The 19737-nt window shown below is 72.7% G+C and carries 15 protein-coding genes; 10 read left to right on the top strand and 5 right to left on the bottom strand.

The annotated features are described in order from the left end of the window. Positions 1-3: 3 nt before the first annotated feature. Positions 4-1326 (bottom strand): tryptophan synthase subunit beta, encoded by a 1323-nt coding sequence (trpB, locus tag CIK71_RS09465; RefSeq protein ID WP_096165215.1) that lies wholly within the window; start codon positions 1324-1326, stop codon positions 4-6. Between the two features lie 319 nt (positions 1327-1645). On the opposite strand from trpB, the gene CIK71_RS09460 reads away from it, so the two are divergent. Next, positions 1646-2974 (top strand): MFS transporter, encoded by a 1329-nt coding sequence (locus CIK71_RS09460; protein WP_096165213.1) that lies wholly within the window; start codon positions 1646-1648, stop codon positions 2972-2974. A gap of 68 nt (positions 2975-3042) precedes the next feature. After that, positions 3043-4335, top strand: coding sequence for a Gfo/Idh/MocA family protein (locus CIK71_RS09455; RefSeq protein ID WP_096165211.1), 1293 nt, complete (start codon positions 3043-3045; stop codon positions 4333-4335). A gap of 160 nt (positions 4336-4495) precedes the next feature. On the opposite strand, the gene CIK71_RS09450 is transcribed toward CIK71_RS09455, so the two are convergent. Next, complete coding sequence (locus tag CIK71_RS09450) at positions 4496-5704, bottom strand: CPBP family intramembrane glutamic endopeptidase (RefSeq protein ID WP_096165208.1); 1209 nt, start codon at positions 5702-5704, stop codon at positions 4496-4498. A gap of 293 nt (positions 5705-5997) precedes the next feature. Between CIK71_RS09450 and CIK71_RS09440 the strand changes: the two genes are divergently transcribed. The 8 genes from CIK71_RS09440 (at position 5998) to CIK71_RS09405 (ending at position 15728) form a co-directional block, all read left to right on the top strand. Beyond that, positions 5998-7536, top strand: coding sequence for a glycoside hydrolase family 3 N-terminal domain-containing protein (locus CIK71_RS09440; protein ID WP_096165205.1), 1539 nt, complete (start codon positions 5998-6000; stop codon positions 7534-7536). An 11-nt stretch (positions 7537-7547) separates the two neighbouring features. Continuing rightward, positions 7548-8765: an anhydro-N-acetylmuramic acid kinase gene (locus CIK71_RS09435; protein ID WP_245857441.1), complete on the top strand. Its 1218-nt coding sequence runs from the start codon at positions 7548-7550 to the stop codon at positions 8763-8765. A gap of 94 nt (positions 8766-8859) precedes the next feature. Continuing rightward, entirely contained in the window at positions 8860-9999 is a 1140-nt protein-coding gene (locus tag CIK71_RS09430) for a thiamine pyrophosphate-dependent dehydrogenase E1 component subunit alpha (protein WP_096165197.1), read from the top strand. Then, the gene (locus CIK71_RS09425; RefSeq protein ID WP_096165195.1) at positions 9996-10988 is read left to right on the top strand and encodes an alpha-ketoacid dehydrogenase subunit beta; all 993 of its coding nucleotides are present in this window, start codon (positions 9996-9998) and stop codon (positions 10986-10988) included. Before CIK71_RS09430 ends, CIK71_RS09425 begins: the two co-directional genes overlap by 4 nt. A 31-nt stretch (positions 10989-11019) precedes the next feature. Then, positions 11020-12573: a dihydrolipoamide acetyltransferase family protein gene (locus CIK71_RS09420; RefSeq protein ID WP_096165192.1), complete on the top strand. Its 1554-nt coding sequence runs from the start codon at positions 11020-11022 to the stop codon at positions 12571-12573. Positions 12574-12784: 211 nt separating this feature from the next. After that, positions 12785-13393: a fluoride efflux transporter FluC gene (locus CIK71_RS09415; RefSeq protein ID WP_241964253.1), complete on the top strand. Its 609-nt coding sequence runs from the start codon at positions 12785-12787 to the stop codon at positions 13391-13393. Next, a complete protein-coding gene (locus CIK71_RS09410; protein ID WP_096165189.1) occupies positions 13390-13803 on the top strand; it encodes a fluoride efflux transporter FluC in 414 nt (137 codons plus the stop codon). The genes CIK71_RS09415 and CIK71_RS09410 overlap by 4 nt, the downstream gene beginning before the upstream one ends. Next, complete coding sequence (locus CIK71_RS09405; protein ID WP_096165187.1) at positions 13800-15728, top strand: copper resistance D family protein; 1929 nt, start codon at positions 13800-13802, stop codon at positions 15726-15728. Before CIK71_RS09410 ends, CIK71_RS09405 begins: the two co-directional genes overlap by 4 nt. 215 nt (positions 15729-15943) lie before the next feature. Here CIK71_RS09405 and CIK71_RS09400 read toward each other — a convergent pair whose 3' ends face one another. From CIK71_RS09400 to CIK71_RS09385, 3 genes are all read right to left on the bottom strand, one after another. After that, positions 15944-17371 carry a flavin-containing monooxygenase gene (locus CIK71_RS09400; RefSeq protein ID WP_096165184.1) on the bottom strand — a complete coding sequence of 476 codons (1428 nt, stop codon included), beginning with the start codon at positions 17369-17371 and terminating at the stop codon, positions 15944-15946. A gap of 182 nt (positions 17372-17553) precedes the next feature. Then, complete coding sequence (locus CIK71_RS09395) at positions 17554-18186, bottom strand: DUF1345 domain-containing protein (protein WP_141393710.1); 633 nt, start codon at positions 18184-18186, stop codon at positions 17554-17556. A gap of 431 nt (positions 18187-18617) precedes the next feature. Further along, positions 18618-19607, bottom strand: coding sequence for an N-acetylglucosamine kinase (locus tag CIK71_RS09385; protein WP_096165175.1), 990 nt, complete (start codon positions 19605-19607; stop codon positions 18618-18620). Positions 19608-19737: the final 130 nt, after the last annotated feature.

Raw genomic sequence — 19737 nt, 5'->3', positions numbered from 1 at the left:
GGCTCAGCCGACGATCTCGTCGGCCTCCCCGGTCATCCCGATCCTCTCGGCGACGTAGTCGATGTCCTTGTCACCGCGGCCGGAGAGATTGACCAGCAGGTTCGTCTCGGGCGGGAGCGTCGGGGCGAGACGGATCGCGTGGGCGAGAGCATGCGCGGACTCGAGCGCCGGGATGATTCCCTCGGTGCGGCTGAGCTGCTGGAAGGCCTCGAGCACGGCCTCGTCGCCCACCTTCTCGTACTCGACGCGGCCCAGATCGCGCAGATGGACGTGCTGCGGCCCCACCCCGGGGTAGTCGAGCCCCGAGGCGATCGAGTGCACCGCGGCCGGTTCGTCGTCCGCATCCTGCAGCACCAGGGTCTCCATGCCGTGCAGCATGCCGGGGCGCCCGAAGGTCATCGTCGCCGCGTGCTGCCCGGTCTCCTCGCCGTGCCCGCCGGGCTCCACGCCGATCAGGCGCACGTCGGCATCCTCGAGGTAGGCGGTGAACGCACCGATCGCGTTGGAGCCGCCGCCCACGCAGGCGATCACCGCGTCGGGCAGGCGTCCGTGCGCTGCGAGGAACTGGGCGCGGGACTCGCGGCCCACGACCGACTGGAAATCGCGGACCAGGTCCGGGAACGGCGCGGGGCCGACGACGGACCCGATCGCGAAGAGGTAGCGCTCGGGATCGGCGGCATAGACGCCGAACGCCGAGTCCACAGCCTCCTTGAGGGTCTTCTGGCCCACCTCGACCGAGACCACCTTCGCACCCAGCAGGCGCATGCGCACCACGTTCGGACGCTGCTTGGCCACGTCCACCGCGCCCATGTGGATCTCGCACTCCAGGCCTACCAGTGCAGCGGCCGTCGCGAGCGCGACCCCGTGCTGACCGGCGCCGGTCTCGGCGATCAGGGTGCGCTTGCCCATCCGCCGGGCCAGCAGCGCCTCGCCGATCGTGTGGTTGATCTTGTGCGCGCCGGTGTGGTTGAGATCCTCACGCTTGAGGTGGATGCGTGCGCCGCCGAGCGCGTCGGAGAGCCTGTCGGCCGGGGAGATCGCCGACGGACGGCCGACGTAGTCGCGCAGCAGGCGGACGTACTCGGCGTAGAAGCCCTCGTCGTGCCGGGCCTCCTCGTAGGCGTCGGCGACCTCCTGCATCGGGCCCACCAGCGGCGGAGGCAGGACGGCCCCGCCGTAGGAGCCGAAGCGCCCGCCGGTGTTCCCGGTGAGCTCAGGGGCGCGGGTGAGGTCGGCGGCCTGCGCGAGGGTGCGCGGTGCGGCATCCCGCGTCGCGCCGGGGGAGGCAGAGGTGTGTGCGCGGAGGGGGTCAGCGGTGGTGCTCATCGGGTCGTGGTCCTTCGTCTCGGGCCCGATGCGGGAGCGTCCGCCGATGACAGGAGCCGCCCCACAGCGGGCGGCTTCGGTGTCAGCGCATGCGACAGGGGACCGCCCTCAGGCGGTCCACCAGGTCATCGTCGTCGTGATGCGCATGCCCCGGACTATAGGCCCCGAGCGAGGAGCATGGGGGCGCCGTGTCCACAGGATGAGCGGGCCGACGCGCCTCGCTGAGGGCAAGGGGTGGTCAGGAACGCGGCGATGACCTCGACGGGTATAGCCTCGACGCGGTCGAGAAACACCTCACGAGCTGGAGAGCAGGATCATCATGGGCGCCCGCGCGGTCGACGCCAAGCACCTCGGAGGCACGCGCGCCTACGTCGTCTGGATCGCGGCGGTGCTCGCGTATTCCGTCGCCGTCCTGCAGCGCACCACGATGGGGGTCTCCGGCCTGGAGGCCACCGAGCGCTTCGGCACCTCGGCGACCATCGTCTCCACCTTCGTCGTCCTCCAGCTGCTGGTGTACGCCCTGGCCCAGGTGCCCGCGGGCCTGCTCCTGGATCGTTACGGCTCCCGCGTCACCCTCACCGGCGGCGCCGTGCTCATGACCGTCGGGCAGCTCCTCATCTCCCAGACCGACCTGGTCTGGGTCGCGATCGTGGCCCGCGTGGTCGTCGGCGCCGGAGACGCCCTGACCTTCTCGAGCGCCGTGCGCCTGGTCCCCGCCTGGTTCCCGGCCGCCCGGGTGCCGGTGCTCACCCAGCTGACCGGCATCCTCGGACAGGTGGGACAGATCGCCTCCGCCGTGCCGTTCGTCGCGATCCTCTCGGTCTCCGGATGGAGCACCGCCTTCGCGACCACGGCCGGGGTCAGCGCCTGCGCCGGGCTGCTCGCGCTGCTGGTGGTGCGCGCCAGCCCTCCGGGGATCCCCAGGCCCCGCTCCCAGCAGAACCTCGCGCGGATCCCCCTGGTCCTCGGCCGGATCATCCGGCACCCGGCCACCCAGCTGGGCTTCTTCACCCACTTCACCGCCGGCTTCACGGGCATCTCCTTCTCGATGATGTGGGGCTATCCGTATCTCACGGCGGGGGAGGGGCTCAGTCGTCCCGCCGCCTCCGCGATCATGACGTTCCTGGTCGTGGTCGGGATCGTCGGCGGTCCCGCGATCGGAGCCCTGACCACCCGTCATCCGCTGCGCCGCTCCACGCTGGTGCTGCTCATCCTCGCCACCATCGCCGCTCCGCTGATCGCGATCGTGCTGTGGCCCGGCCCGGCGCCGATCTGGCTGCTGCTGTTCCTGGTGGCGGGCTTCTCGATCGGCGGTCCGGCCTCCTCCGTCGGCTTCGACTTCCCCCGCACGGACCTCGCGAAGCACCGACTCGGCACCGCCACCGGCATGGTCATCATGGGCGGCTTCCTCGGCGGCCTCATCTCGATCCTGCTGATCGGCATGGTGCTGGACCTGCTGCGGCCCGACGGGAACTACGACCTGGTGGCCTTCCGTGCCGCCTTCGCCGTCCAGATCCCGCTGCTGGCGATCGGCACCGTCGGCATGCTCGTCACCCGGCGCAGGCTCCGTCGGCGGATGGCGGCCACGGGGCAGCACGTGCCGCCGTGGCGGGACGTGTGGCGCAACGGCCGCTGGCGCCGGATCTGACCGGCGGTTGCCGCAACGGTTCGCGGTGACGTAGCGTTCCTCCTGACACTTAATTTCAAGGAGGAAGTATGTCGTTCACCCTGGGTATCGTCGGGATCGGCCAGTTCGGGTCGCACTTCGCCGAGCTGTTCGCCGCCCATCCCGAGATCGATGCGCTGTATGCGGTCGACTCCGTCCCCGAGCGGATCGATGCGGTGGAGGCGCGCGGGGTGGCCTTCGACCGGCGCTACGACACCCTCGAGGACCTGCTCGCCTCCGACGTCGACGCCGTCGCGATCTTCACCCAGCGCTGGACCCATGGACAGCACGCCCTGGCCGCGCTGCGCGCCGGCAAGCACGTCTACTCCGCGGTGCCGATGGCGATCGAGGAGGACGAGATCCGGCAGATCACCGAGGAGGTGCAGCGCACGGGCCTGGTCTACATGATGGGCGAGACCAGCCAGTACAACGCCGCCGTGGTGCTGGCACGCCGCATCCACCGCACCGGGGCCTTCGGCGAGGTGTTCTACGCCGAGGGCGATTACGTCCACGACATGGATCTCGGCTTCTACGACGCGTACAAGTACTCCGGCGGCGAGAGCTGGAAGTCCACGGCGTCCTATCCGCCGCTGCTGTACCCGACGCACTCGATCGGCGGCATCCTCGGGGTGCTGGGGGAGCGGCACGCCGTCTCCGTCTCGGCGCTGGGCCGGCCCGACACTCGCGGGGACGGGGTGTTCGACAAGGACGTCTCGATGTTCGGCAACGACGTCTCCAACGCCTTCGCCCTGTTCGGGATGGACAACGGCGGAGCCTTCCGCACGAACGAGCTGCGCCGCGTGGGCTACCCCAGCCACAAGCGGGAATCCCGGTTCCGCTTCTTCGGCGAGGAGTCCTCCTTCGAGGAGACCATCGACGTCACCTACTGGCACGACAAGAAGCGTGTCCTCGAGGTGACGGATCTGATCCGCACCGATCGGACCATGAGCCTGGACGATCCTCGCCTCGCGGACGTCTCGCCGACGCTGCGTGACGCCTTCGTGGCGGGCGCCGCCCGCTCCCACCACCAGGCGCGCCTGCCCCAGGAGTTCCTGGGCATGCCCAACGGTCACGAGGGCGCCCACCACTTCCTGGTCGACGACTTCGCGCGTGCCGTGGTCGACGGCAAGCAGCCCATGGTCAACGCCTGGCAGGCCGCCCGCTACACCCTGCCCGGCGTCATCGCCCACCAGTCGATGAACCAGGGCGGCGAGCGCCTGGAGATCCGCGACCTCGGAGACTGCCCGCTGCCGGTCCAGGACCTCGACGCCGATCAGGAGCCGCTGGACCTCGACGCGCTCTACTCCGAGCAGGAGGCCCGCACGGAGGTCGCCGTCGAGTGACGCGCGGCGCCGCACCGGTCGGCGCGATGATCCGGCGGCGCGGCCCGATGCAGAGGGAGGCCCGGCGGCAGATGCTGCCGCCGGGCCGAGCCCTGCACCGGACGGAGAGCCTGCACCGGACGGAGAGCCTGTGCCGGTCGGAGACCGGGCGCTGAGCGGTTCAGCCGCCCGCCGTCGGAGCAGCCGGTGCGTGCTCGCCGTCGCCGTGCCCGGCAGCGGCGCCCGGAAGACCGGTGTCGGGGCGGGCGTGCCGCGGCGTGATCGCGCCGGCGACGGCGGCGGTCAGCACGATCCCGATGAGGCCCAGCGGGGTGTCGACGAACCAGTTCAGCGAGGCGACGGTGTCGCTCGTGGCGACCACGCTGAGCGTGAGGCCCAGGGTCGAGTTCAGCACCGAATGGGCGAAGGCCGACGGGATCGGGTTGCCACCCGCACGCTCGGTGATCGCGACGAAGAGGTAGTTCAGGGCGATGCACGCCGGGATGAACATGGCGACCGCCGCCCAGCGGGGCTCGCCGGTGTAGTTGTGGCCGATGAGCGTGATCGGGAGATGCCACAGCGACCAGATCGCTCCACCGAGCACGATCGCGGGCAAGGCGCCCAGGGGCTTCAGCTCGCGCCACAGCCAGCCGCGCCAGCCGATCTCCTCCCCGAGCGCGGGCACCACCGTCAGCAGCATGCCGAGGAAGGTGACGGCCAGGATGAGGGCCACCGCGGCCGCCGTGGGCATCTCGGCGCCGTTCTCGGCCATCGCGCGCGAGACCTCGGCGGCCCAGGTGCTGCCGGTGAGATCGCCGGGCACTCCGCGCAGCACCATGATCACGGCGGTGGCGAGATTGATCGCGAACATGATCAGCGCCGCGAGCGGAGCCCACAGCAGGATCCGCTTCCACTTCCCGCGGAAGCGCAGGCCCACGGCATCGCGCCACGAGGTGCGGTCCACGAGTTTCGCGACCACGACCGAGGCGATCGTCGGAGCGAACATCCCCGCGCCGATCACGAGCGTGTACAGCGGATGGGCGATGCCGCCCTCGAGCACCCAGAACGGTGCCGCGCAGAGCGCCAGCAGGCCGTAGGCCACCGCGCCGAAGATGACGACGCTGCGCCAGGAGACGCGACGGAGCGCCGCGCTCGCGGAAGCAGAGGAGGTCGGGGAAGCCGGGGAAGTCAGGGACGCCGCGGGAGGGAGCGACGTCCCGCCCTGCGCATCCGCGGCGCCGTGCGGTGCGTCTGGGGCGGCGCTGCCGGCAGGTCGCGCGCCTGCCTCCTCCTGGTCCCGGCGAGGGGGCGGCGGGGCCGCTCCGGGAGCGGTCCACGGGTGCGGCGGAGTCTCGGGACGAGAGCTGGACGGCTGTGATGAGGAGGGCATGACTCCACCGTCGTCCTCCGAGAACCCCTGGTCAACGACATGGGCCGGGCTGTAGACGATGGTCGCCCGTCGATGGGCGTTGGTCGTGGTGCGACGCCGACCTCGGGTGGGGAGTCCGGGGGACGGACGTACACTGGAGGGGTCGGGCTGCGCACCGTCGTCACGCTGAACATCGCGGACCGGGGACCGGTGAGGGCAGCCTCGGCGCTGATCACGCTCCCGATGGTGATCTTCTTCGTGCTGGTCCGGCGCACCCTCGCCTCGGGCCTGACAGCAGGGGCGGTGAAGGACTGATGACGAGCATTCCGGCGGATGCCGGCACGACCCCGTGGGACGCGGACGTCCTCGGGGTGCTCATGGCGCCGTTCACCGGCACCGACCTCCCCGGCTGGATGGGCGACGTGCTCGAGGCGGGCCTGGCCTCCGTGATCCTCTTCGGCCACAACACGCCCGATCCCGAGACCACCCGGGCTCTCGCCCGAGCCGTCCATGCCCGCTCCGAGGACTGCGTGGTCGCCATCGACGAGGAGGGCGGGGACGTCACCCGCATCCAGGCGGCCACCGGCTCCCCGCTGCCCACCGCCTGGGCGCTGGGGGAGGCCGACGACATCGAGCTGACCCGGCACGCCGGCCACGCGCTCGGGGACGTGCTCGCGGCCTGCGACGTGGACCTCGATCTCGCCCCGGTGCTGGACGTCTCCACGGACCCGGCGAACCCCGTGATCGGCACCCGTGCCTACAGCGACGACCCCGATCGGGTCGCCGCCCATGCGCGCGCCTTCGCCACCGGTCTCATGGAGGCGGGGCTCGGCACCTGTGCCAAGCATTTCCCGGGCCATGGAGCCACCTCGACCGATTCGCACACCGCGCTGCCGCTGATCGCGCTGGACCGCGCCGAGTTCGAGCGTGAGCACCTCGCGCCCTGGCGGATCGTGCCCTGGCTCGACGCCGTGATGACCGCCCACGTGCTCGTCCCCGCCTTCGGCGACGGACCGGCCTCGATCTCGCCGTGGGCGCGCCCGCTGCTGGATCGCACCGCCGGCGGCACCTTCCGTGGCCTGCTCATCACCGATGCCCTCGACATGGCCGCCGTGGCTGCGGATCCCGGCTTCGGGGAGGCTGCGGTGCGTGCCCTCGAATCCGGCGCCGACCTGCTGTGTCTGGGCACCTCGATCCGTCGCGACGACGAGCAGATGGTCCGCGAGGCGCACGACGCGGTGGTGGCGGCGGTGGAGAGCGGTCGTCTTCGCCGCGAGACGCTGCGTGAACGTGCCGCCGGCACCCGCGCGCACTGCCGCAGCCTGCGCACCCGTCGCAGCTTCGTGCCTCCTCCCGATCTCCAGGATGCGCTGCGGCACGCCGAGGAGCTGGGAGCCGACGCCGCCTCGCGGGCCGTCCGCGGGCGCGGAGCACGCCTCGACCTGAGCCCGGTGGCGGTGCTCGATCTGCGAGCCGCCGCGCACCACGCCTCCGGAGCGCGCTCCCAGCAGCTGGTGCAGGCCCTGCGCGATCAGGGGGTGCAGGCCGACGTGCCCGACTATCCCGGCCAGCCCGGCCAGCCCGACCGGCCCGGCCAGCCCGGCCAGCCCGGCTCTCCCGGCCCGGTGGCGGATCGGCCGCAGGTCCTCGCCCTCACCCGCCTGCCGCGCAGCGATCCCGACGAAGGGCGGCGGCTGGCCGCGCTGCTCGCCCGTCGGCCCGACACAATCGTGGTGCACGTCGGCGTGCCGGACGCCGCCCCCGACCATCGTCGCCTGGTCCTCGCCCACGGCGCGGGCCGCACGATGATGCGGGCCGCCGTGGACCTGCTGCTGCACGGGGACCGGCGATGAGGGTGCTCGGGATGATGTCCGGGACCAGCCTGGACGCGATCGACGTGGCTCTGGTCGAGTTCACGCGGGACCCCGCCGATCCGTCCCTCCTCACCGCCCGTCCGCTGCACCTCGGGGAACAGCCCTGGCCGGCCGCCACCAGCGCGTCGCTGCGCGCCGTGCTGCCGCCCGCCCCCGCGGACGTCGCGACCTGGAGCCGCCTGCACGCCGCAGTGGGGGACGCCTTCGCCGCCGCTGCCACCGCGGTGCTCGCCGAGCACGGGGACGCCGACCTGGTCGCCACGCACGGGCAGACCGTGTACCACGACGTCCAGGACGGTCGCACGCTCAGCACCCTGCAGATCGGGGACCCCTCCCGCCTCGTCGAGGCCACCGGCCTCCCTGTGATCCACGACCTGCGCAGCGCGGACGTCGCCGCCGGAGGTCAGGGCGCGCCCCTGGCACCGCTGCTGGACCAGCTGCTGCTCGGCGGCGACCCCGAGGAGCGCACCGCCGTGCTGAACATCGGCGGGATCTCCAACGTGAGCCTGGTGGGCGGTGGGAACGGGCCGGGAGAGGTGATCGCCGGGGACATCGGGCCGGGGAACGCTCTGCTGGACGCCGCCGTCCACGCCGCGACCGGCCGCGCTGCGGACCACGACGCCCTGATCGCGCGCACCGGCACCGTCGACCGCCCCGCCCTGCAGGCCCTGCTCGCTGATCCCTTCTCCGCGCAGCCGCTGCCGCGCTCCACCGGGCGTGAGCACTACGACGGCCAGTACGTGCGCCGACTGCTCGGGCGGGACGCGGCGGACGCGCTCGCCCTGCCCGACCTGCTCGCGACCCTCACCGAGCTCACCGCCGTGACCATCTCGCAGGCGATCCGCGAGCTCGGCGCGAGCCGGGTGGTGGCCTCCGGCGGCGGGATCCGCAATCCGCTCCTGCGCGAGCGTCTCGCCCACCACCTGGGCCCGGTGCTGCTGCTGGACGCCGATGAGCTGGGGATCCCGGCCGACGGCAAGGAGGCTCTGCTGATCGCCCTGCTCGGCTACCTCGGCGCCCACGGTCTGCCCGGCACCCTGGCCGGCCCCGACGGTCCCGCCCACACCGGTGCGCGCGGCCCGCGCGTGCTCGGATCCCTCACCCCGCCGCGCGGCCTGAGCGCGCTGCCGCACGGCCCTGCCGACGAGGTCCCCGTCGGCCGCTTCGAGATCGTCCCGGACCGATCGACGCGCACGACGCACCGCTGAGCAGGGCCTCTTTCCTCCTTACGGCACCGTAGGTTACGCTCCCGCCGTGAGTGTTTTCCGATCCACGATCCCCGATGTCGCGGCCCAGGAGCCGATGGTCCAGCTCCTCGCAGCCGATGGCACCCGCACCCCGCACGCAGACCTCGACGCCGCATTGGCCGGCTCCGGCGGCGAGGACGACCTCGCCTCCCCGGAGCGCCTGCGCGGCTACTACCGCGACATGGTGATGATCCGTGGGGCGGACCTCGAGGCGACGAACCTGCAGCGTCAGGGCCAGCTCGGCCTGTGGGCGAGCGCGCTGGGGCAGGAGGCCGCGCAGATCGGCGCCGGCCATGCCTCCCGCGAGCAGGACTACCTCGTGCCCACCTATCGCGAGCACGGGATCGCCTGGGCCCGTGGCATCGAGCCGTGGCGCCTGCTGGAGTCGTACCGCGGGGTAAGCCACGGCGGCTGGGACCCGAACGCGCTGCGCACCCACCCCTACATGATCGTGCTCGGCTCCCAGGCGCCCCACGCCGTCGGCTACGCCATGGGGCTGCAGCGCGACGGCGTCGTCGGCACCGGCGACCCCGAGACCGACACCGCCGTGCTCGCGCTGTTCGGCGACGGCGCCTCGAGCGAGGGAGAGGTCTCGGAGTCCTTCACCTTCGCCGCGTCCTTCCAGGCCCCGGTCGTCTTCTTCACCCAGAACAACCAGTGGGCGATCTCCGTGCCCACCTCGGTGCAGTCGCGAGTGCCTCTCGCGCAGCGCTCGCGCGGCTGGGGCATCCCCTCGGTGCGGGTCGACGGCAACGACGTGCTCGCCGTGCTCGGCGCCGTGCGCACGGCCCTGGACGCCGCCCGCGCGGGGGAGGGCCCGCGGTTCATCGAGGCCGTCACCTACCGCATGGCCGCCCACACCACGAGTGATGACGCCTCCCGCTACCGCCCGTCCTCCGAGGAGGAGGAGTGGGGCGAGAAGGATCCGATCCTGCGCCTGCGCCGCCACCTCGAGCAGCTCGGGGAGATCGACGAGGCGTTCATCGCCCGCTGCGACGAGGAGGCCCACGACCTCGCGATGCAGCTGCACCACCACATCCACGGCATGGAGGATCCGGACCCGGTGGGCATGTTCACCCATGCCTATGCCGAGCCCCACCCGATCGTCGAGGCCGATCGCGACCAGTACCTGGAGTACATCGCGCAGTTCGAGGACGATGACGAGGACGCCGAGCAGACGGGGAAGGACGCATGAGCGCGACGTCGACCACCAACCTCCCGATCGCCAAGGCGATCACCGCTGGGCTCCGCGATGCGATGCACGCGGACGACAAGGTGCTGCTGATGGGTGAGGACATCGGCGTGCTCGGCGGCGTCTTCCGCGTCACCGACGGCCTGCACGCCGCGTTCGGCGGCCAGCGCGTGGTCGATACCCCGCTGGCCGAGGCCGGGATCGTCGGCACGTCCGTGGGCCTCGCCGTGCGCGGCTACCGACCCGTGGTCGAGATCCAGTTCGACGGGTTCGTGTTCCCCGCGTTCAACCAGATCACCACCCAGGTCGCCAAGATGCACAATCGCACCGCGGGGGCCGTGCACATGCCCATCGTGATCCGGATCCCGCACGGCGGCGGGATCGGCGCGATCGAGCATCATTCCGAGAGTCCGGAGGCGCTGTTCGCGCACACCGCGGGCCTGCGGATCCTGGCCCCCTCGAACGCGCAGGACGCCTACTGGATGACCCGTCAGGCGATCGAGTGCGAGGATCCCGTGATCCTCTTCGAGCCGAAGAAGCGGTACTGGGTCAAGGGAGACGTGGACCCCGACCACCGCCCCGAGATCTCCCCCTGGCAGGCTCAGGTGGTGCGTCCGGGGACCGATGCGACCCTGCTGGCCTGGGGTCCGAGCATGCCCCTCGCGCTCGAGAGCGCGGAGGCCGCCGCCGAGGAGGGCATCGACCTCGAGGTCATCGACGCCCGGTCGCTGGCCCCCATCGACTATCCGACGATCATCGCCTCGGTGCAGCGCACCGGGCGCCTGCTGATCACGCATGAGGCCCCGGTGCTCGGCGGGATCGGCGGCGAGATCGCCGCCCGGATCTCCGAGGAGTGCTTCTACCACCTCGAGGCGCCCGTGCTGCGGGTGGGCGGCTACCACCTGCCGTACCCGCCGGCGCGCATGGAGCACGCCTACCTCCCCGACCTCGACCGGGTGCTCGACGGTGTGGACCGTCTGCTCGAGCACTGACGGCCGCGCCCCTGCGTGAAAGGATCCCCTTATGCCAGACGAGACTGCGACTCCCTCTTCCGCGTCGGTCGTGACGATCGCCCTCACCGACCCCGGTGAGGGTCTCACCGAGGCCGAGATCATCGACATCAGGGTCGCCGTGGGCGACACCATCGCGATCAACGACCCGGTGATCGAGGTGGAGACCGCAAAGAGCGCGGTCGAGCTGCCCAGCCACGTCGGCGGGACGGTCCTGGAGATCCTGGTCGCCGTCGGGGACGAGGTGCCCGTCGGCACCCCGCTGCTGCGCGTGGACACCGCCGGAGGCCCCGCCCCGGCGGCGGGCCCGGCTCCGTCCGGTGCGCAGGACATCGAGTCCGGCGAGGGATCTTCCGACGCCGACGCCGACGCCGACGCCGACGCCAACGCCGACGCCAACGCCAACGCCGACGCCGACGCCGGGGCCGACGCTGCTGCCACGGCGGCTGCCGAGGCGCAGACCGCCGCCGAGGTGGCGCCCCAGGAGAGCGAGGAGGGCGAGCCCAAGAACCTCGTCGGCTACGGCGCGAAGACCGCCCCGCAGCGTCGACGCCGTCGGCGCAGCGCCCAGGACGACGGCCCGCAGGTGCCCATCGACCGCATCCTCGCCAAGCCGCCCGTGCGCAAGCTCGCCCGGGACCTCGGGATCGCCCTGGCCGACGTGTTCGCCACCGGTCCGGACGGGACCGTCACGCGGGCCGACGTGCTCGCCGCGCAGCAGCGCGCCATGAGCGGCGGCGCCCCCGCCGGCGCCGTCGACCAGGACGGGGAGTACTTCCCCCAGGAGTCCCCGCAGGCACCGGAAGGACTCGGAGGAGCCATGAAGACCACCCGTGACCAGCCGTTCGCCGGCGTCACCAGCGATGAGCGCACCACCCGCGTGCCGATCCGCTCGGTGCGCAAGCGCACCGCGGAGGCGATGGTGGCCTCGGCCTTCACCGCCCCGCACGTGACGGTCTTCAACGAGATCGACATGACCCGCACCGTCCAGATCATCTCGGACCTCAAGTCCTCCCGGGAGTGGAAGGACATCAAGGTCAGCCCGCTCGTGGTGATCGCCAAGGCGCTGCTGGTGGCGATCCGCCGTAACCCCGAGGTCAACGCCTCCTGGGACGAGCAGGCACAGGAGATCGTCTACAAGCACTTCGTGAACCTCGGCATCGCCGCGGCCACCCCGCGCGGGCTCATCGTGCCCAACCTCAAGGACGCGCACCTGATGACCCTGCGCGAGCTGGCCGAGGGGATCGACGAGCTCGCTCGCACCGCCCGGGCCGGCCGCACGTCGCTCTCCGACACCCGCGAGGGCACCATCACGGTCACGAACTTCGGCGTGTTCGGCATCGACTCCGGCACCCCGATCCTCAATCCGGGGGAGTCCGTGATCCTCGGCGTCGGCGCCATCAAGGAGAAGCCGTGGGTGGTCGACGGCCGGATCGAGATCCGCCGGGTCGCCCAGCTCGCGCTGAGCTTCGACCATCGTCTGATCGACGGAGCGCTGGGCTCGGAGCTGCTGCGGGACATCTCCGCCGTGCTCGAGGATCCCGCCCTGGGCCTGGTCTGGGGGTGAACGCCCCGTCGCGCGGGCTGCGACAGGCGCATCGGTGCGAGGGTCGTGCTGGTCGCGCAGATGGTGCTGGGCGTGCAGGTCGTGCTGGTTGCGCAGATCGTGCCGGCTGCGCGGGTTCGGCTGCTTCCGGCGGGGGCCTCGAGGGTGCCGTGCCGCACGCCTGCGGTGCCAGCTGTGACCGCCACGAGGCGCGCGTCGGTACCCTGATCCGGTGACCTCGAGCCCCACCACGCCTCCGACCCCGCGCCGCGATGATCCGCGGATGCGCACGGTCGAGATGGCGGCGCTGAATCTCGAGGACGTCGACGCGACCGAGACCTTCGGCTCCGGGCCCGTGCAGACCACCCTGCCGCGCTGGAAGATCGCGCTGCTGGTCGCGGGCGGCGGCGCAGTGGGCTCGCTGCTGCGCTTCCTGCTGTCGGTGCTGATCCCGACCGTCACCACGCCCACCCTGGTCGAGCTGCCCTGGGCCACCTTCTGGGTCAACGCCGTGGGATGCCTGGGCCTCGGCGTGCTGACGGGTGTGCTCGAGGCGCGACCCGCACGGCCCTGGGTGCTCCCCCTGGTGGGCACGGGCCTGTGCGGAGGCTTCACGACCTTTTCCACCGTGGTGCTCGAGGGCTCCGCGATGATCGGTGCGGACTTCCCGCTGCAGGCGTTCACCTACGCCATGATGACCATGGTGGTGTGCCTGCTGGCCGTGGCGTTCGGGATCCTCGGCGGGCGCCGCGGGTTCGTCTTCGTCGCTCGGCGGCGGGATCGTCACGATCCGCGCGGCGGCCAGGCCACGAACCTGCAGGACGCGGAGGCGGACTCATGAGCCCCGGCACCGTCCTGCTGGGCGCACTGCTGGTGGGCATCGGCGGCGGCGCGGGCTCCGCGCTGCGCTGGTGGCTGCGCGATCTGGGCATGCGGGAGGCGGCGCGCCGCTACCGCAACGGCGACGTGCGCGTGAAGCCCTGGCTCACCTTCTTCGTCAACGTGCTCGCGAGCTTCCTGCTGGGACTGATCGTCGCGCGGCTCGGCTCCTCCGCCGCGGGTGCCGCAGAGCTCGGCTACCTGGTGCTCGCCGCCGGCTTCTGCGGCGGCCTGTCCACCCTCTCCACCGCCGCGCTCGACGTGGTCGAACTGATGCGACGCGCCGGCTTCGCGATCGCCGTGAGCTACCTGCTGCTCTCGGTCGGCACGAGTATGGCCATGCTCTGGCTAGGAGTGGTGATCGCCTCATGACCAGCACGCCCCCCACGCGGCCCTCGCCGCTGGTCGTCGGCGCCGTCGTCGCCGGACTCGCGGTCCTCTCGCTGCTGTCCGTCTTCGCGGCCGACGCCGCCGGCGGCGACAACCTCGTGCTGCGCGACGCGGGCCCGCTGGCCCGCCTGGGGTCACCGATCGCCTCGATGCTCGCTGATCTCGCCGCGGCGCTCACCCTGGGCGGCGCGGTCGTCGCCGGATGGCTGCTGCGCGAGGACGCGGATCGCGCCCGCGCCCTGTCCGTGATCGGGATCGCCGCCGCGGTCACCACCCTCGCCCGCGGCGCCTCGCTCGCCTTCTCCTATGCGGTCGCGACCGGCCAGCCCGTCGGCTCCGAGCGCTTCGGCTCCGACCTCAGCGTCTTCCTCGCCACGGAGCTCGGCCTCTGGCTGGTCGCCGCGCTGGTGATCGCGGCGACCGCGACGACGGCCGCCTTCACGGGCACCTCCCGCACGACCGCTCGCGTGGTCGCCGTCGCCGCAGGTCTGGTCGCCTTCGCCAGCGCCATGACCGGCCACGCCGCCGGGGACTCGAGCCATGAGGTCGCGACCTCCACGATGCTCGTGCACCTGCTCGCCGTGGGCATCTGGCTGGGCGGCCTCGGCATCCTCCAGGTGCTGCCCACCAGCTCGCGGGACGACGTCGCCGTGCTGCGCGGCTACTCCCATCTGGCGCTGATCTGCTGGATCGCGCTCGCCGTGAGCGGCGTCTGGGCGCTCGCCGTGCGCATGAACAGCATCGCCGAGATCCTCACCAGCGCCTATGTGCAGCTGGGAGTCGCGAAGGCGGTGCTGCTGATGGCGCTCGCCGGCCTCGGCGCGCTGCAGCGCCGCCAGCTGGCCACGGGCCTGGGCCACGACGCCACGGGCCGGGAGGCCGCCGGCACCTATCGCCGGCTCGCCCTGCTCGAGCTCGCCCTGATGGGCCTCGCGGTCGCGCTCGCCGCGGCCATGAGCTCCTCCCCGCCGCCGGCCGACGCCGGCACCCCGCCGGCAGGTCCGGCCGGCGTGCTCACCAGCTACCCGCTGCCCGATGCCCCGAGCGTCGCCACCCTGCTCACGTCCTGGCGTCCGGACCCCTTCGGCATGATGCTCGCCTGCGTGTTCGTGCTGCTGTGGTGGCGCCCGCGCGGTCCTGAGCGCGAACGCGGTGCGAGCGTGCGACTCGTGCTCAGCGGGGTCGTGCTGGTGCTGCTGACCAGCGGAGCGCTGAACGTGTACAGCAAGGTCATGGTCTCCGCGCACCTGCTGCAGCACCTGCTGCTGCTGGCGGCTGCCGGAGCGCTCCTGGGCAGCGCGGTCGCCGTGCCCCGGGTGCTGGGCACGCTCCTCGGAGACCGCTGGTGGCTCGCCGCGCTCCTCGCGGCGGTGCCCCTGGCGCTCCTCGCCGGCGTCTACGCGAGCCCCCTGCTGCGGCTCGCCCTGGACTCCCATGCCCTGCACCTCTCGCTGCAGATGCTGGCCCTGGCCGGGGGAGTGCTGATCACCCTCGTCGTGCGCGCTGTGCGAGGGACGGGGCTGCGACTGCTGGTGCTCGCGGTGCCGGTCGTGCTGGGTCTCGCTGCGGGCGTCACCCTGCTGCTCACCGATCTGCTGATGGCAGCGAGCTGGTTCGGAGGCACCGGACGGACCTGGCTCCCCGACGCCCTCGCCGATCAGCAGCGCGGCGGGATCGGCGTGCTCGGCGTGACCGTGCTGGCCGGAGGCGGCGCCGCAGCCGCCCTGTGGATCCGTCGGCCCCGCCGCGGCACGGAGACCGGAGCCGGCCACGGCACCGCAGGCGACGGTCAGGCCGAGCGCAACGAGCGGGCCGGGCGCGGGGACCGGGCCGGGAGTGGGGACCGGGCGGGGCGCGGCGAGCAGCCACGACCCACCGGGCGGGCGCGGCAGCGCGAACGGGCCTGACCGACGCCCCGGGTCCGCCCGGAGAAGCGAGCGCGATGCGCAGCGCCCGTGCCCCGCAACGCCTCGGACCCTGCGCACCGGCTATTCACTCCAGCGGGCAGCTCTTTCCAGCGGGCAGCTCACTGCAGCAGGCCGATCGCTGCAGCAGGCAGCTTCACTGCAGCAGAGGCCGTGCACTGCAGCGGCTGCTCACTCCAGCGGCCGGTGCACCGATCTCACTCGAACAGGCCGCGCACCGATCGCAGCCGCGCCAGCAGGGTGTCGCGGTCCACGGCGGGCACCAGCTTCTCGATGCCGTCGTGCGGGGTCCCGGACGCCGCGCGGGGAGTGACCCGGTGGGAGCCGATCAGCCCGCCCAGGCGGCCCAGGACGCCACCGGAGGAGTCGGTGTCGGCCGTGGGGATGGAGCTCTCGGAGCCGGCCCGCTGGCGCTGGAAGCTCGCCAGAGCAGGGGATCCGCCGTCGCGGGAGGCTGCGAGCACGTAGGCGGCGACGTCGGCCTGCTCGACGAGAACGGGGAGCACGCCGCCGGCCACGCGCTGCTGGCCGAGCACGACGAGGTCGTCGCGGCCGCGCGGGAAGGCTCCGAGGAACAGATCCAGGTCTCCGCTCGCGGTGCGGGGCACGACGTCCTCGGGCAGATGGTCCGCGCCGGACTCGTAGCCGGTCGCGAGCACGATCAGATCGGGGGCGTAGCGGAGATGACCGGCATGGCGCTCGGCGCCGAGGTGGGTGACGGTGCCGTCCTGATCGATCCCGGTGACATCGCCGACGGGGGAGATGCGCCCCTCCCGCACCCGGTCGAGCACGTGGTCCGAGACGATCACCGAATCCTCGAGGAGGGGGGCCTCGGGGCGGGGCAGCCCGGCATCGGCGGGGCGGCCGACGGTACGGGTGACGACGGTCTCGGCGATCTTCGCGTTCAGCCCGCCCAGCAGGGAGGGCTCGCGGGAGGCGGCGACGTCCCCGGGGACCCCGCCCACGCGGCGCGGCACCACCCAGTGGCCGCTGCGCATCGACCAGCGCACCTCGAGGGCACGACGGGCGGCGTCGACCGCGATGTCCGCGGCGGACTGCCCGGAGCCGACCACGAGGACCCGCTTGCCCTCGAGCCCGTCGGGCCCGTTCCACTCCTTGGAGTGGATGACCTGCACGGACTTGGGGACATCGGCGGCCCAGTCGGGGCGGTGGGGACGCTCGGAGATGCCATGGGCGGAGATCACCGCGCGGTAGATCAGGATCTCCCCGGTGGACAGCTCGACCTGCCACACATTGTCCTCGAAGGGGCGGGCGTAGCGCACCGCGACCTGCGGGCGGAAGTGCTCGGTCAGCTCATGGCGTGCGGCATAGGCGCGCAGGTACTTCGCCATGTGGCCGGGGCTGAGGAACTCCGGGAAGGAGACCGGCTGCAGCATGTCCTCGTACTGGGTGAACTCGCGGGAGGAGATCATGTCCATCGAGGACCAGACTGGGGTGTCCTCGCGCTCCTCGTTCCAGATGCCGCCGACGTGCTTGGCGCGGTCGACCAGGTCGAAGGGGACGCCCAGCGCCTTGAGGGCGGCGGCGGCCGCAAGGCCGGCGGGACCGGCGCCGATGATCAGCACCTTCTCGCGGCTGGGGATCTGGTCGTGAGGGTCGGGCATCGAGTGAGCCTTCCGGGTCGAGCGGCGCGCGGTGCCAGGGAGGCTTCCCGGGCACCCGTCTCAGCGGCGGGCGGACGCTGGCCATCCTAGTCTTCCATCGCGCCCGGGCCAGGAGGTTCACAGGGATCGTCGGTCCCGGCACGTCGGCCGCCCGGCGGGTCCGCGAGTCGGCCCTCGAGCGTTCAGCTCAGCGTCGTGAGCAGGGCGGAGACGCCCAGTGTGAGGAGGATCGTGCTGGTGACATGGGCGAGGATCACGTGATTGCGCACGATGCGACGGGCGGCCGACGTGATCGGGACGAGATCCGAGGCACCGCTGGAGGCCTGGATGAGCACGGCGCCGTACACGTAGTCGGACAGGTCCCGCTCGTGCGCCGGGCCGCCGGGCAGGTCGAAGGCGTCCCCGTGGGCGTCCTCGGCGGCGTATTCCACCGCGAAGGTCATCACCGAGCCGATCCAGGCGGTGGCCATGGCAGCGACCGTCAGGGCCAGGAGCGCCCCGAGGGGAAGGCCCTCGGGCCGGGTCACGAGCAGCCCGATGGCGATGGCGGCGGTGATCAGCAGCTGCAGCACCTCGCCGCTGGATCCGCTGCGCCCGGAGAGCCAGCGATAGGTGCGGACGTGCTTGCGTGCGCGCACCAGTCGGGCGGTGCCCACCATGCGTGCCCGCGGCTGACCCGTCAGCGCCCAGTGCGTGAGCGCGGCGAACAGCAGGGAGTACAGGGACATCGTGACGATCATCAGGAGCAGCACCGTCGCGGGGCTGCCGTCCTCGGCGGTGCCGATCCCCTGCAGACCGGTCATGGCCAGGGTCACGGCGAAGCCGACGCAGAGCGCCACGAGCAGCGAGAGCGCGGTGCGCAGGTTCTCCGAGAGGAGGCGGTCGCGCCAGGGCCGACGGATTCGCGTACCGGACCGGCCCCGTCGGCCCCATCGGCCCCGTCGGGTCCATCGACCCCGCGGGCCCCGTCGGCCCCATCGGCCCCGTCGGTCCCGTCGGTCCCGTCGGTCCCGTCGCGGGAGCCCTCTTGCCGTGGTGGCAGGGTCCCTGCGGTCCTCCCCGGCAGCAGTCGTGGCCGCTCCGGGCACGAGGGCGGGAGCGTTCGGCTCGCGGGGCTCCATCGGTGTGCTGTCCCGCGGCGCCGGAGCTGAGGGCAGCCGCCCTCCCGGCACGAGCCCTGTCCCATGGCCGACGCGTCGCCGTGCGGTCACCGGCCGGGGACGGCGCATCCTGGGCGTGGGCCGGCTCATCGCAGGTCGACCGCGGCCTTCTCCCGGGCCAGCCGGAGAGCTCCGGGCAGCCCGGTGGGTGCGGTGCGGAAGTCCCGACCGGAGGCCTCGAGCCCGGTGACGACCTCGTCGTGCAGGGGACCGGGCGTGGCCAGCACGGAGCCGGCCAGGACCACCGGCAGCCCGCAGTCGGGATCCAGCGCCCGCACGGTGTCCATGACATGCCGCACCGCGGTATCCAGGATCTCCCGGGCGGCGGGGTCCTCGGGGATCGTTCCGGGCAGCGGTGCGAAGCGTCCCAGCGCCGCAGGCGACCCGGCGGGAAGCAGATCGTCCAGCGCCCGGATCAGGTCCTGGCGGGGGTCCCCGGTGGGGGAGGGCGGCAGCAGTCCGTCGCGCAGGTCGAGGTCGAGCATGTCTCCCACGAGCTCCGTGAGCTCCGTGTGCCTGCCGCGGTGGTCGAGATCCGCGGCGACAGCCTGCAGGGTGCGCCGCCCCAGCCAGACGGCCGAGCCGATGTCGCCCAGCAGCCAACCCATCCCGTCGCGGCGCTCGACCGACTCGCGCCCGTCGAAGCGCACCGCGACCGCGCCGGTGCCGGCGAGCACCAGCAGTCCGTCATCGCCCACGCCTCCGGAGAGGAAGGCGGTGTGCAGGTCGTCGGTGATCAGCACCCGATCCGGCGCGATGCCCAACGGCTCGAGCCGCTCGGTGACCGCGCTGCGCACCTCCTCGGCGCGCGCAGGGCCGGCTCCGGAGATCCCCAGCGCCACAGCGGTGATGTCCAGCTCCGCCCCCAGCTCGCGGCGACCGGCCTCGAGCACCTCGCGCAGGGTCTCGGCCACGTGGTCCAGGGCCTCGGGGCCCGACGAGCGCAGATTCGCGCCGGGCCCCTTCGCCTCGGCGAGCACCTCGCCGTCGCGGCCGGCGAGGGCCAGGCGCGAGCTGGTCCCGCCGATGTCCCCGGCGATGACGACGGGGAACGGTGCGTTGGCGTCGGCGCCCATGGTGACTCCCTCGATCAGCGATGCCCCGATGGGCGGCGCCCGGGGGTGGGGACCCTCATCGTAGGCGGAGAGGCAGGCGCAGAGGCAGCGGATCGGACGGCGCGGGAGGGAGGCAGGGCGCGGCGTGATG

The sequence above is a fragment of the Brachybacterium alimentarium genome (genome assembly GCF_002332425.1).
In the GTDB taxonomy this organism is placed as follows: Bacteria; Actinomycetota; Actinomycetes; order Actinomycetales; family Dermabacteraceae; genus Brachybacterium; species Brachybacterium alimentarium.
This window is presented reverse-complemented; position numbering and strand designations above follow the sequence as displayed.

Coding starts and splice junctions, on each gene's coding strand:
- trpB (WP_096165215.1), bottom strand. CDS start 1,326: ATGAGCACCACCGCTGACCCCCTCCGCGCACACACCTCTGCCTCCCCC.
- CIK71_RS09425 (WP_096165195.1), top strand. CDS start 9,996: ATGAGCGCGACGTCGACCACCAACCTCCCGATCGCCAAGGCGATCACC.
- CIK71_RS09455 (WP_096165211.1), top strand. CDS start 3,043: ATGTCGTTCACCCTGGGTATCGTCGGGATCGGCCAGTTCGGGTCGCAC.
- CIK71_RS09410 (WP_096165189.1), top strand. CDS start 13,390: ATGAGCCCCGGCACCGTCCTGCTGGGCGCACTGCTGGTGGGCATCGGC.
- CIK71_RS09450 (WP_096165208.1), bottom strand. CDS start 5,704: ATGCCCTCCTCATCACAGCCGTCCAGCTCTCGTCCCGAGACTCCGCCG.
- CIK71_RS09400 (WP_096165184.1), bottom strand. CDS start 17,371: ATGCCCGACCCTCACGACCAGATCCCCAGCCGCGAGAAGGTGCTGATC.
- CIK71_RS09420 (WP_096165192.1), top strand. CDS start 11,020: ATGCCAGACGAGACTGCGACTCCCTCTTCCGCGTCGGTCGTGACGATC.
- CIK71_RS09385 (WP_096165175.1), bottom strand. CDS start 19,607: ATGGGCGCCGACGCCAACGCACCGTTCCCCGTCGTCATCGCCGGGGAC.
- CIK71_RS09460 (WP_096165213.1), top strand. CDS start 1,646: ATGGGCGCCCGCGCGGTCGACGCCAAGCACCTCGGAGGCACGCGCGCC.
- CIK71_RS09405 (WP_096165187.1), top strand. CDS start 13,800: ATGACCAGCACGCCCCCCACGCGGCCCTCGCCGCTGGTCGTCGGCGCC.
- CIK71_RS09430 (WP_096165197.1), top strand. CDS start 8,860: ATGGTCCAGCTCCTCGCAGCCGATGGCACCCGCACCCCGCACGCAGAC.
- CIK71_RS09440 (WP_096165205.1), top strand. CDS start 5,998: ATGACGAGCATTCCGGCGGATGCCGGCACGACCCCGTGGGACGCGGAC.
- CIK71_RS09435 (WP_245857441.1), top strand. CDS start 7,548: ATGATGTCCGGGACCAGCCTGGACGCGATCGACGTGGCTCTGGTCGAG.